The following is a 13,247-nucleotide window of genomic DNA, read 5'->3' as shown; positions in this document are numbered from 1 at the left end:
GCTGATAGCGGCCGGGCGTCTGGCCGACCACGGCGGTGAACGCCTCGATGAAGCTCGTCGGATTGGCCTACCCCAGCCGGGCCGCGGTGTCGATGACGGCGTCGCCCTCGGCCAAGCGGATGAGCGCGTGCTGCACCCGCAACAGGCTGCGCCATCGGTGGAAGCTCATCCCCAGCTCGGTCTGGAACAACCGGCTCAAGGTCCGCTCGCCCGCCCCGACGGTCCGGCCGAATTCGGCCAGCGTCAGCGACGCCGCGGGATCAGCGTGCAGGAGATCGGTGACCGCGCGAAGGCGGTCGTCGGACGCGGCCGGGAGGTACATCGCCTCGTCAGGGCCGACGACCAACTCGTCCACGACCACGCCGCGAAGCCGCTCCCGTGCCTCTGGGCGAAGTGTCCGGCCGCTGGTGAGGACGAGCAGTGCCTCCCGCAGCAACGGCGACACTTCGAACACCGTTGGCTGGGCTGGCAGCGAGGCGGACAGTTCCCCGGAGAACTCCAGCACCCGGACCTCGGTCTGCCCGTACGCACGGTGATAGTGCTCGAAGCCCGGCGGAGTCCACGCGACCCGGTTCGCCGGAGCGACCCAGGTGCCGCGCTCGGTCGTGGTGGCGAGAACGCCCGCCGACGGATACAGCAGCTGCCCTTGGACATGCCGGTGCGGCGCGATGCCGTCCCCGTGCGCGAGGTGGCCGCGCTTCTCCACGATTTGGGAGACCACCGCGGGTCTCGGGCGGATTTCCGGCACGGCGCAAGCTTACTCGGAGTGACGAACTGGAGGGGCTGAGCGAACCCAGCCCCTCCAGTCTCAGGACACCTTGGGCGTCGCCCGTGCACCGAAGTGCAGGTAAGGCTCGCCAGTCGGCAGCGTGTAGAACAGCACCGGCGTCCAGAACTGCCCGCCCGGCATCCGGAGCAGGAACAGCGTGTCCGAGACCGCTTTCAGGTCGAACTCCTGGACCTTGTCCGGCGTCAGCTCCGCCAGCGGACCGGTGGTGGTGTACACGACGCGCAAACCACCCTCGCGCTCCACCACCTCCACGTGCGCACCAGCCCGCTCGTACACGCCGAGGTGCCGGCTCGCGTCCACGGTGACCGGCGTGGCCGGGGGTTCGAGCGGACGCGGCATGGCGACGTCGGCGAGTTCGGCGAAGATCTCCCGGTACAGCTCGGTGTACAGGTCCCGCGCGTGGCCGCCGTTCGTCAGCAGCGTGACCGCGAGTCCCGCGCCCGGCAGCAGGCGCAGGAACGCCGACTGGCCAATCGTGTTGCCGTCGTGGCCGATGACGCGACGGCCGTTCCAGTCGTCGCGGATCCAGCCGAGGCCCCACGAATCGCCGAGGGTGTGCTTGTCCGGGACGTCGGCCTGCTTGTCCGCCATCGCGGCGGCCGATTCCGCCGACAGGATCCGCGTGCCGTCCTCGGTCAGGCCGCCGGTGAGGTGCAGGCGGGCGAAGGCGAGGACATCCGCGGTGCGCGCGGTGATCAGACCGGCTGGTCCGGCCGAGCGGGGCAGCTGCCAGGCCGGGACTCGAGCCAGGTCTTCGCCCTCCGGCGCATCGTGCCCGACGGCGGCGCGGAACAGCAGCGCCTCCTCCGGCAGCGTGACCGTGTGCGTGAGGCCGAGCGGGGTGTACAGCTTGTCCCGCATCGCGGCGTCCCAGGTCTTCCCGGTGAGCTTCTCGATCACCCGGCCCATCAGGATGAAACCCGAGTTGCAATACGAGAAAGTCACCCCGAGCGGGTGGTTCTGCGCGGCGTCCTCAAGCAGGTCGACGTACTTCTCGACGCAGTCGTCGCCGCGGCCGGTGTCGGTGAAGATGTCACCGTCGATGCCGCTCGTGTGGGTCAGCAGGTGCCGCATGGTGACGCTCTTGGTCACCTCGGGATCGGACAGCCGCAGTTCGGGCAGCACGTCGAGGATCGGCGCGTCGAGGTCGAGCAGGCCCTCGTCGACGAGCTGCATGACGACCGTCGACGTCCACACCTTGGAGATGGAGCCGATCTGGAACAGCGAATCCTCGGTGACCTCGACCTTGGTCGTCTTGTTCAGGACGCCGTGAGTCGCGAACACCTCCTCGCCGGTGTCGACGCGCAGAATTCCCAGCGAAGCACCCGGAACGTCGTGCTTGCGCGCTAGTTCCGCCAGGCGGCGGCTCCAGTGTGCGGCGTCGATCGGCACCCGCGAACCGGCGTACTGCTCGACCCAGTCGACCACGCGCCGGTTGTAGTCGGCGCGGTGCGAAGGCGGACCGTCCAAAATGAACAGATGCGCGCCGCCCGGGTACAGCACCAGCCGGGACGGCACGTCGCGCTCGCGCAGCGCGGTGAACCACTGCTCGGCCTGACCGACGGGGCATCGGACGTCTTCGCCGCCGTGCAGGATCAGCGTCGGCGTGCGGACCTGCTCGACCTGCGCGTGCGGGGAGGATTTCTCGTACTTGCCCGACGAAAGCCCGGCGAATTCGTTGACTGCCATGTAGTGGCCGCCGTCGGACGTACCGGCCAGGCTGGTCAAATCGCTGACGACACCACCGGCGACCGCAGCGGCGAAGCGATCGTCGCGGCTGGTCAGGTAGCAGGTCATGTAGCCGCCGTAGCTATAGCCGGTGACGGCGAGCCGGTCCGGGTCGGCGAGACCTTCGGCGACGAGCTGGTCGATCGGTTCCAGGAAGTCCGGCGCGTCCGCGCTGCCCCACGCACCGATCGCCGCGGTGTAGAACGCTTCGCCGTAACCGTCGCTGGCTCGCGGGTTGATCAGCAGCACGGCCCAACCGCGCGAGGCAAGGGTCTGGTGGTACAGGTGAATTGAGTCCGCCGCGCCGTTCCAGGAGTTGTGCGGGCCACCGTGGATGTCGATCAGCAGCGGCTGCGGGCCGGTGTGTTCGGTGTCGCGGATAAGCCAGCCCTGGACGACAGTGCCGTCGCTGATGGTGAATTCACGCGGCTCGCGGCCGAACAATTCCACTTCGGACACTGCGTCGCCGTGCTTGGTCCGCACGTCGACCGAACCCGTGGCGCGGTCGAGAACGGCGACCTCGCCGAAGGAATCGGCGGTGGCCAACACAATCGCAGCCTGGCCGCCAGCCAAGTCCACTCCGGACACCACGTTGCCGTCGCCGACCAGCACCGGACGCGGTTCACCACCGGCTAGGTCCACTTCGTACAGATGGGTGCAGCCGCGGTCGCGGATCGCGAACAACACGACGTCGCCAGCCTCGTTCAACTGCGGCAACGCACCCGGGTAGCCGGGGCCGCCGGACATCACGTTGCGGTCGAGGCTTTCGGCCAGGTTGACCGTTTCGCCGCCGTCCAGCGGAACGCGCAGCAGGCCGAGGTTTCCGGTGGCGGTGTCGGTGCGGCCGACCACCAGCAGCGCCTTGCCGTCGGTGGTCCAGCCGACCGTGCCCGCCATGCCCTGGTCGGTGCCGACCAGCCGCGGTTCGGCATTCCGCTCGGTGACGTCTAGGACGTAGGCGGAGGACCGGAAGGTGAGGTCGGCGTCGTCGTCCAAGGACGCGGTGAACGCCACGTGCTTTCCGTCGGGCGACCAGGCGGGCTGGCCCGCGTGCCAGTCGCCGAAGGTGCGCTGCTGGACTTCGCCGGTGGCGACGTCGAGGACGTGCACGTGGCTGCGGAGGGTCTTCAGCAGGCCGGGGCCGTCGGACTTGTAGTCCAGCCGCTCGGCGACGATCGGCGTGTTCGCCGGTGGCGCTTCGACAACCGCGGCGAGATCGATCGCCGCGGAGAACGCGATCTTGCTGCCGTCCGGGCTCCACACCGGCGCGCCCGCGCCGAGCGGCAGCTTGGTGAGCTGCTCGGCCTCGCCGCCGTCCGCCGGGAGGGCCCAGACCTGCGGCGGACCGTCCTGGGCGCGCAGGAACGCGAGCCGGGAGCCGTCCGGAGCCCATTTCGGTGCCGCGTCGCCGTTTCCGCGAGTGAGCTGGCGGGCCTCGCCAGAAGTGGTGCCGACCGTCCAGAGCGCGTCGACGTTCCGGTCCTCTTCCCGGTCCGCGGTCCGCAGCACGTAGACGATCCGGCTGCCGTCCGGCGAAAGCGCGGGCTGGCTGGGCGCGGCGAGGTCGTACAGGTCATCGATGCCGAGACGGCGGGTCATACGCTGGCTCCTTGAGAGATCGCGGGCTCGTGGCCCTCGGATTCACTACTGTGCTGATCGTTCCTGACCCGACCACAGCCACGGCCTAATGGCTTCGGAGCAACGGTTACGTGCCGAGCGGGGGTCGGCCTTCTTTTGGCCGGATCAGGAAGTGACAGGCCGCGGCGTGCCGCCGGGGCGCGGAGTCCTCGGCCGGATCGGCCCGGAGGCAGATCTCGCGGTCGCTCCGCACGAGCGGGCCGACCGGGCAGCGCGGGTGGTACCGGCATCCGGCGGGCGGATGGTGCGGATCCGGCGGTTCCGCGTCCGCGGTCGCGCCGGGTTCGAGGTCGAACAGCGACTTGTGCGCCGACGGGGCGGCGTCGAGCAGGTCGCGGGTGTAGGGATGCTGCGGATCGGTGAGCACCTGCTCGGCCGGTCCCGCTTCGACGATCCGGCCGAGGTACATCACCGCGACGAAATCGCTGAGATACCGGATCACGGCGAGGTTGTGCGAGATGAACAGCATCGACAGGTCGAGTTGCCGCTGCACTTCACGCACGAGGTTGAGCACCGCGCCCTGCACCGAAACGTCGAGCGCGGAGGTGATCTCGTCCGCGATCAACGCTTGCGGCTGACCCGCGAGTGCCCTGGCGAGCGCGACCCGTTGCCGCTGGCCGCCGGAAAGCTGGCCCGGGAGGTGCGTGGCGCGCTCCGGATCGAGGTTCACCAGCTCCAGCAGCCGGGCGACCTCGGCTCGCTTCGCCTTGCGGTCCGTGAAGGACTCCTTGAGGGAATCTGATTCCCGCAAGGAGCCCTTCACGGACCTTGGCCCGCGCGGCATGGCTTCGGCGATCGACTCGCCGATGGTCATCCTCGGGTTGAGCGACGAGTACGGATCCTGGAACACCATCTGCAGCGGGCGTCGGCGCGGCAGTTTCCGCACGTCCACGCCGCCGAGCAGCACCCGTCCCGCGCTCACCGGCGACAATCCGACGGCCGCCCGGGCGAGCGTCGACTTGCCCGAGCCCGATTCGCCGACCAGGCCGACGACCTTGCCCGCCGGGACGGTCAGCGAAACGCCGTCCACCGCGGTGAGCCCGCGCCGTCCGCCGTACCGGACGCTGACCGAGTCGAAGATCAGTTCGCTCATTCCGCCCCTCCCTCTCCTGACCTTTGCCCCGCTCCGCCGTCCGTGAGGGGAACCCTGAGGGACTCAGAGTCCGTCAGGGTTCCCTTCACGGACTTTGGCCAGCGAGGGCGCAGCAGGACGCTCATTCCGCTCCTCCTGCCACGACAACCGCGCCCACTGCTTCCGACAGTGCCGCATCCGGATGCCAGCACGCCACCCGATGTTCCGGCGCGATCACGGCCAATTCCGGGTCTTCCTCGCGGCATTGGTCGGTCGCCAGCGGGCAGCGGCTCGCGAACGCGCAGCCGGCCGGCATCTGGTCCGGTTCCGGCGGACGGCCGGGGATCACCGCGAGCGGCGCGTCCGGGTCCGTCTCCAGGTCGATCGTCGTGGCCAGCAGTGCCCGCGTGTACGGGTGCCGCGGCGTGAGGTCCGGACCGGCGGCGGGCAGATCCTCCACGATCCGTCCGGCGTACATCACCAGAATCCGTTCGCATGTCTGGGAAACGACCGCGATGTCGTGACTGATCAGGATGATCGCGGTGTCCCGTTCGGCGCGGGTCTGGGCCAGCAACCGCAGCAATTGCCGTTGCACGGTCACGTCCAGCGCGGTCGTCGGTTCGTCGGCGATGATCAGCCGCGGGTCGCCCATCAGGCCCATGCCGATCATCGCGCGCTGCCGCATGCCGCCGGAAAACTCGTGCGGGTACTGCTTCGCCCGCCGTTCCGCCGCCGGAATCCGTACCGCGCGCAGCCGGTCGACGGCCCGCTCGAACGCCTTGGCTCGCGAAAGTCCTTGGTGCTGTTCGGAAACCTCGGCGAGCTGGCGGCCGATCCGCCGGGTCGGGTTGAACGACGTCATCGGGTCCTGGAACACCATCGCCAGCGACGTCCCGAGCAGCGTCCGCAACTCGCGTTCCGGCGTGGTGAGCACCGGGGTTCCGGCGAAGTCCAGCCGGTCCGCGGTCACCGATCCGGGCGATTCGATCAGCCGCGACACCGCGAGTCCGGTCAAGCTCTTGCCCGAACCGGATTCGCCCACTACTCCGATCGCCTCACCCGCTCGCACCGTGAAGCTCACGCCGCGCACCGGCAGCGTCCAGCCAGTCGGCCTCGGGAACGCGACTTCCAGATTTTCGACCACCAGCACGGCATCGTCCGCGGCGACAGGGTCCACTTTGGACTTCCGCAGCACGCGGGGAGCAAGCCGCGGCAACCGGGTCCGCACGCCGATCACTCCGGCGACGGTCTCGCCGAAGAGGTTGAACGCGAGCCCCGCGAGGACCACCGCGACACCGGGCGCGAGCGCCGCCGCCGGGTTGACGTAAATGCCGTTGAGGCCTTCGTTGAGCAGCCGCCCCCAGTCGTAATCCGGGGCCTGCACACCGATCCCGAGGAACGACAGCCCGGAGAACGCCAGCAGCGAGCCACCGGCACCGATGGTGGCGTTGACCGCCAGCGGTTCGCCGATGTTCGGCAGAATGTGCCGGAACAGCAACCGGATCCGGCCCACCCCAGCGACCCGGGCGGCGGACACGAAGTCCCGTCCGGCCACCGAGGCCGACAGGGTTTGCGTCAGCCGGGCGAACTGCGGAGCCAGCGCGAACCCGATCGCCATCACCGCACCCTGAGTGCCCACGCCGAAAATCACCGCGAAGAACAGCACCAGCAGCAGCCCGGGGAACGCGACCGCGATGTTGATCGCCGCCGTCAGCAGCCTGCCGAGGGGACGCGGCAGCACCGCGGGCAGCATGCCGAGCACGAGACCGCTCGCGACGCCGAGCGCGGCGGCGATCAGCGCCAGCACCACCGAAAGCCGGGTCGCCACGAGCACGCGGTAGAAAATGTCGCGGCCCAGTTCGTCGGTGCCGACCCAATGGTCGCCCGACGGGCCTTGGCCGATCGCGTTCGTGTCGATCGCCGAAGCCGCGTCCTGCCACAGGATCGGGCCCAGCACCGCGACCGCGATCACCAGCACGAGCAGGACGGCGGCGAACGCGCCGAGCGGGGTGCGCACGGCGGCCAGCCACTGTTGTCCGCGCCGTTTCGCCATCTCAGTTCTCCCGGATCGTCGAACGCGGATCGAGGACGGCCAGCAGCAGGTCCACGATGAGGTTCACCAGCAGCACGCCGATGCCGTACACGAGCACGATCCCCTGCACCAGCGGGTAGTCCTTCTGCAGAATGGATTGGGAGATCGTCGAACCCAAGCCCGGCCAGGCGAACACGTTCTCCACCAAGACGGTGCCCGCGACGAGGCTGGTGAGCATCAGCCCGCCGAGCGTCAGCGTCGCGGTCAGCGCGTTCGGCAGCGCGTGTCGCAAGTAGACGATCCGCGCGGGCAGCCGTTTCGCTCGCGCGGTGCGGACGAAATCGTTGCCCAGCACGGAAAGCGTCTCCACTCGGACGATCCGGGAAAGCGTCGAGGCGGGGCCGAGTGCCAGCGCGATGATCGGCAGCACGAGCGAACCCGCGCCCTCGCGGCCGGCCACCGGGAACCAGCCGAGCTGCACCGCGAAGAACGCCACCAGCGCCACCGCGACCAGGAACTCGGGAATCGCGGCGAACAGCACGGTGGTCGAGGTGAAACCCAGTTCGGCACCGCGATGCCGTCCGCCGCGGGTCAGCACGGCGAAGGTCAGGCCGAGCGGGATCGCCAGCCCGATGACCACCACGAACGCGGGCAACGCCAGCTGCAGCGTCGCGGGAAGGCGGTCCGAGATGACGTCGCCGACCGGCTGTCCGGTCAGCATCGACGTGCCGAAGTCGCCGCGAAACAGTCCGCCGAAGTAGTCGAGGTACTGCTGCCACAGCGGATGGTCCAGCCCGAGCGCGGCGCGGCGGGCGTTGATCAGCTCGATCGGCGCGGTCAAGCCGAGTGCCGCCCGCACCGGGTCGCCCGGGATCAGCTGGATCATCAGGAACGCCATGGTCACGAGCACCCACAGCGACACCACGAACCGCCCGAGACGGCGGGCGCCGAAGGCCAGCCAGGGGCTGACCTTCGGGCCCGCGACGGCGATCGCGCCGGTCATCAGGCGTACATCCGGATGGTGGTCGGCTTGAGGTAACCGTTGACGATCTCGAACTTCGCGTTGCTGCCGAAGGTCGGGACCACCGAGTTCGCGAACTGCACGACGTCCTGCTTCTCGAACAGCGCCGATTCCGCGGCCATCCAGTCCGCGCAGCCTGCTTGCCCGGCCTGCGCGGCCGCCTTGGCGACCAGCGCGTCGTACTGCGGGTTCTTGATGTGCGCGAAGTTCGTGCCCTGCGGCGGTTCCCCGCCGGACATGAACGGCACCAGCTGGCTGGGCAGGGTAAGGCCGAGCGGCGCCATCGAGATGTCCCACTCGCCGGTGGCGAACAGCGCCTGGCTGAGACCCGGGCTGTCGACGCCCTTGAGCGTCACGTCGACGCCGATGCTCTTCCATCCCTGCTGCATCAGCTCCGCGCCCGGCGGCATCGTCGGACCAGCCTGCGTGCCGTAGATCGCGGTCAGCGCGAGCCGCTTCCCGTCCTTCACGCGAATACCGTCCGGCCCCGGTTTCCAGCCCGCCTGATCGAGCGCCGCCTTGGCCGCGGCGACGTCGAAGCCGGGGATCTTCCCGGTGACCGAATCGCCGTCGCACGGCCGGGGTTCGACGGTGACCATGCCCTTGACCGGCGCGCTGCCGTCGCGGGTCAGCACCTTCGCGACCTGCGGAAGGTCGATCGCTTGGGTCAGCGCGCGGCGCATCGCCTGGTCGGCGCCGAACCGGCCGGGCGCCTGGTTGAAGAACAACTCGCCGAACGGGGCCACGAGGTCGGCGTGGTACAGCCGCTGCGCCTTCAGCCGCTGCTGGTCCTGCCCGATCACCGAGGCGGCGTTGACCTCGCCGGACAGCAGCAGATTGGACATGGTCGTCATGTTCGGGACGATCCGGATGTTGACCTTGTCCGGCACCCCCTGCTGCTTCGGGTCGAACTGGCCGGGACCCCAGGTGTAGTCCTTGCGCCGGGTCAGCGTGTAATGGTCGTTCGGGACGATCTCGGACATCGCGAACATGCCGGTGCCGTTCCCGCCCTTGGCGAGCGTCTTCCGGTCGGCCAGCCCCTTGGCGCAGACGATCGGCAGGCCGGCGATGTTGCGGAGCAGGAACGCGTCCGGCGCCCCACTGGTGATCGTGACCGTGCCGTCGCCGGCGACCGCTTTCGTGCCGCTCTTCACCGTGACGCCGGCGAGCGGGGACTTGTTCGCCGGGTCTCCGACGAAGTTGATGTTCGCCGCGACGTCGGCCGCGGTCAGCGGGCTCCCGTCGGAACAGGTGACGCCCTTGCGCAGGGTGAAGGACGCGGTGGTCGTGTTCGCTTCCCACTTCTCCGCGAGCGCCGCCTCCGGCTGCCCCTTCGAATCGAGATTGATCAGCGCGTCGTAGAGGAATTGGTCGATATTGCGGGCGACCGACAGCACGGTGATCGCCGGGTCGAGCGTTCCCGGATCGGTCGGGATGGCATAGGTGAAAGTCTTGCCGTCGACCAGTTTCTGGTTCGCGGTCCGGTCCGTCCCGGATTGCGCTGATCCCCCGCACGCGCTCACGGTCAAGGCCACCACGCCCGCCATCGCGGCGGTGAGCCGGGCAGTTTTCATGGGATTTCTCCTACGGGGTCGCGCTCTGGAGGTGGTCGAGCGCCAGCCGGGCGGCGGCGCCGATGGACGCGTCGACCGCGGGAAGGCGGTCTTCGAGAGAATGCGCGCGAGTGAACACCGCGACCGCGAACCGGCGGCCGTCCCCCAGGGTCACCGCGCCTGCTTCGTTGCGGATTCCGGGCAGCGTCCCGGTTTTCGCCGCGATCGCCACGCCGGACGGGAAGCCCGACGACAGCCGGTGCGGCCAGATCTGCTGCGCCATGATCGTGCGAACCCGTTCGCACGCTTCGGGTTCGCCTGCCCGGTCGGTCCAGATCGCGTCGAGCAGCGTCGTGATCTCGCGCGGCGTGGACGACGTGGTGCGCTCCGGATCCCGGACCGACAGCTTGTCCAACTGCTCCGGTGTGGCCCCGCCGAGCAGAGCTTCGAGGTCGGAATCCGGAGTGCCGCCGAGATCCGAGACGACGGACGCGAACAGGTCCTCGCAGCAGCCGATCAGCCGGGTGCGGGCGAGCCCGAGGTCGGCCAGCACGCGGTCCACCGTTTCCTGGCCGAGCCGGTGGTAAAGCACGTCGGTGGCGGCGTTGTCGCTCATCGTGAGCATGAAGTGCGCGAGGTCGCGCCAGCTCATCTCCACGTCATCGGCGCAGCCCGCGGTGCCGATGCCACCGATCCGGTACCGAGCGGTCACCTTCGTCCGTTCGGTGTCGTCCAGCCGTCCGGCGGCGACCTCGCGGGCATAGGCGAGTGCCACCGGGATCTTGAACACCGACGCGAGGACGACCGGGTCGTCTCCGCCCGCCGACACCTCGGGGCCTTGCACGCCGATCTCCCGGGCGTGCAGGAACCCTTCCGCGCCAGCGTCGGCGAAGACGGCCTCGATCTGTTCGCGGATCCCGCTCACTGGGAGACCCGTCGGTCCGCGCGTCCAGTGTGGAGGAACTGCGCGCGGCCGTTGCCGTCGTCGCCGACGAACGCGTGTGCCAGGTAGACACCGGGCATCTGCTCGGTTTTCGCGACGAAGGTGTCGCCCTGGCTCGGGAACAGTTCTTCCTTCCCCGAGGGCGCGCCGATCTCGGCGAAGATTCCCTTCGGGGTGCGTTCCAGCCAGAGCTTGCCGTCCTCCTCGGTGACGACGGTGTCGGCGACCATCGACGAGTACTCGCCCACATACCGGGACAGGTCGGCCGGAGCGGCGGCGGGATTCGGCTCGGGCCGCGCCGCAACGGTGACGCCCGCGAGTTCGTCCAGCAGCTTCGCGAAGATCTCCTGGTACACGTTCATCGGCTGACCGCCGTTGGTCAGCAGCGCGACCGCCACGCCCTTCTCCGGAACCACGCGCAGGAAGGCCGACTGGCCGATGGTGCCGCCGTCGTGGCCGATCACCTTGCCGCCGGCCCAGTCGAAGAGCATCCAGCCGAGGCCCCAGTGCTCGGCCATGCCGAGGTCAGGCACGTCCACCTGCGGTTCGCGCATCGCGAGCAGCGACTCCGGCAGCACTACCTGGGTGCCGTCGTCGGCCTTGCCGTCGTTCAGGTGCATCCGGACGAACGTCAGCAGGTCGCGCGGGCGCATCGCGAGCGTCGAACCGGCCGGCGAGTTCGAGCGGGTGAGGGCCCAGATCGGCGCGGGCACCGGGTCCTCGCCCGGCTTCGGGGAGACGTGGCCGATGGCGGCGCGGTAGCGGATCGCGTCGTACGGGCCGGACGCCGCGTGAGTCAGGCCGAGCGGCGCGAAGAGGTGGTCGCGCACGCAGTCGTCCCAGCACTTGCCGCGCAGCACCTCGATGACGCGGCCGAGCACGCAGTAACCGGCGTTGTTGTAGGAGAACCGCTCGCCCGGCGGGAAGAGCTGCGACACGTCGGACAGCGTCGCGACGAGCTTCTCCACACAGTCGTCGCCGGGTCCGGTGTCGGTGAAGATGTCGCCTTCGAAGCCGGCGGTGTGACAGGTCAGCTGCCGGACGGTGATCACCGCCGCGGCCGCCTCGTCGCCGAGCGCGAACTCCGGCAGGTAGTCGCGCACCGGCCGGTCGAGGTCCAGCTTGCCCTCGTCGACGAGCTGCATGGCGAGCGTGGTCGTCCACACCTTCGTGATCGACCCGATCTGGAACACCGAGTCCACAGTGGACTCCACGCCGGTCCCCTTGTTGACGACGCCCGCCGCGTGGTCGATCACCTCGCCGTCGGCGAGCACCGCGATCGCGGCACCGGGAACCTGATGCTTGGCGAGCAGAGCGGCGAAATTCTCCTGAAGCCAGGTCTCGATTTCGGAAATCTTCGACATGTGCACCTTCTGTCCGGGGGATGGTGGACCGGCGTTTCGGAAATGCTAGGTCCGTGGCGGACGTCACTTGTTCGTCCGGACCGAGGAGAGCCGGGGGAAAGTTCCTCCGCTCCGACGAATCAGGCCGTGCGCAGGGACTCCACTGCCGTCGCGGCGGCGAAACCGATGAACGCGTCGCGCTCGGGCACCCGTGACCGGGAATCCTCGGCGCGGGTGAACACGGCGACCGAGTACCGGCCGCCGTCCGGGTACTCGACCACGCCGACCTCGTTGCGCACGGCGGGCAATGTCCCGGTTTTGCCGCTCGTGCGGATGCGATCGTCCGGGAACCCGGAACGCAGCCGGTGCGGCCAGACCTGCAGTTCCATCCAGTGCCGGACGTCCGCGCACGCCTGTGGGGCAGCCGCTTCGTCGCGCCAGATCAATCCCAGCAAACGGGTCATTTCGGCGGCGGTGGTACTGCAGGATTTCTCCGGTTGCAGCGCGCGCAACCCGGAGACCTGTTCGTAGGTCAGTTCGGCGAGCGCGCGTTCGTCGTCCTCGTAAGAGACTCCGAGATCTTCGCCGATGGTGGCGAGCAGTTCGCCGCAGTCCTGCGGAACGACCGTTTGCGTGAATCCGAGGCGCCGCAACGTGCTATTCACCGCGTCTTTGCCGACCTCGGCGAGAATCAGGTCGGTGGCGACGTTGTCGCTGATTCCGATCATCAGAATCGCCAAATCGTGCCAGGACATCAGGACTTCGTGGCGGAAAGTGGCGAGGCCGTACGGGCTCGGCGTCGGGTGTCCGGGCTTGACGGCGATGCGGGTGCCGAGATCGAGCGTCCCCTCAGCGGCCTGGCGAGCGAGTTCCAGCGCGATCGGGACCTTGAACACCGACGCGGGGACGACTGGGACGTCCTCGCCGATGCCGAGACTGCGCGTGCCGTCGACCTCGGCGGCGTGCAGCCGGACCTCGACGCCGACCTCCTCGGCGCGGCGGGCGATCGTTTCGGATGCGATGGCCATGGCCCTCCTGTCTACTGTGGATGGTTCGGCAGGAAGCTGTGGCGCGCGAGCGAAGCACGGGCCCGGCCTGCCGGGCCACCCATTGTCTTGGGTGAGGAG

The 13,247-nt window shown here is 69.2% G+C and carries 9 protein-coding genes; all 9 read right to left on the bottom strand.

Annotated features, from left to right (window positions below; genetic code table 11):
- Window positions 1-67 precede the first annotated feature (67 nt).
- On the bottom strand, window positions 68-748 hold the full coding sequence (locus D0D37_RS28670) for an AraC family transcriptional regulator (protein ID WP_341867999.1): 681 nt from the start codon (window positions 746-748) through the stop codon (window positions 68-70).
- Window positions 749-808: 60 nt separating this feature from the next.
- Window positions 809-4,117 carry a serine hydrolase gene (locus tag D0D37_RS28665; RefSeq protein WP_116203705.1) on the bottom strand — a complete coding sequence of 1,103 codons (3,309 nt, stop codon included), beginning with the start codon at window positions 4,115-4,117 and terminating at the stop codon, window positions 809-811.
- Between the two features lie 106 nt (window positions 4,118-4,223).
- Complete coding sequence (locus tag D0D37_RS28660) at window positions 4,224-5,249, bottom strand: ABC transporter ATP-binding protein (RefSeq protein ID WP_116203704.1); 1,026 nt, start codon at window positions 5,247-5,249, stop codon at window positions 4,224-4,226.
- Between the two features lie 121 nt (window positions 5,250-5,370).
- On the bottom strand, window positions 5,371-7,281 hold the full coding sequence (locus D0D37_RS28655; protein WP_116203703.1) for a dipeptide/oligopeptide/nickel ABC transporter permease/ATP-binding protein: 1,911 nt from the start codon (window positions 7,279-7,281) through the stop codon (window positions 5,371-5,373).
- 1 nt (window position 7,282) lies between these two features.
- Window positions 7,283-8,263, bottom strand: a complete 981-nt coding sequence (locus tag D0D37_RS28650) for an ABC transporter permease (protein ID WP_116203702.1) — start codon at window positions 8,261-8,263, stop codon at window positions 7,283-7,285.
- Complete coding sequence (locus D0D37_RS28645; RefSeq protein ID WP_116203701.1) at window positions 8,263-9,855, bottom strand: ABC transporter substrate-binding protein; 1,593 nt, start codon at window positions 9,853-9,855, stop codon at window positions 8,263-8,265. The genes D0D37_RS28650 and D0D37_RS28645 overlap by 1 nt, the downstream gene beginning before the upstream one ends.
- 10 nt (window positions 9,856-9,865) lie before the next feature.
- The gene (locus D0D37_RS28640; protein WP_116203700.1) at window positions 9,866-10,759 is read right to left on the bottom strand and encodes a serine hydrolase; all 894 of its coding nucleotides are present in this window, start codon (window positions 10,757-10,759) and stop codon (window positions 9,866-9,868) included.
- Window positions 10,756-12,141, bottom strand: a complete 1,386-nt coding sequence (locus D0D37_RS28635; protein ID WP_116203699.1) for a serine hydrolase — start codon at window positions 12,139-12,141, stop codon at window positions 10,756-10,758. Before D0D37_RS28635 ends, D0D37_RS28640 begins: the two co-directional genes overlap by 4 nt.
- Window positions 12,142-12,260: 119 nt before the next feature.
- Window positions 12,261-13,148: a serine hydrolase gene (locus D0D37_RS28630; protein WP_116203698.1), complete on the bottom strand. Its 888-nt coding sequence runs from the start codon at window positions 13,146-13,148 to the stop codon at window positions 12,261-12,263.
- Window positions 13,149-13,247: the final 99 nt, after the last annotated feature.

The organism is Amycolatopsis circi (assembly GCF_003385235.1).
Classification (GTDB): Bacteria; Actinomycetota; Actinomycetes; order Mycobacteriales; family Pseudonocardiaceae; genus Amycolatopsis; species Amycolatopsis circi.
The sequence above is the reverse complement of the archived record's forward strand: the minus strand, read 5'-3'. Positions and strand labels throughout refer to the sequence as shown.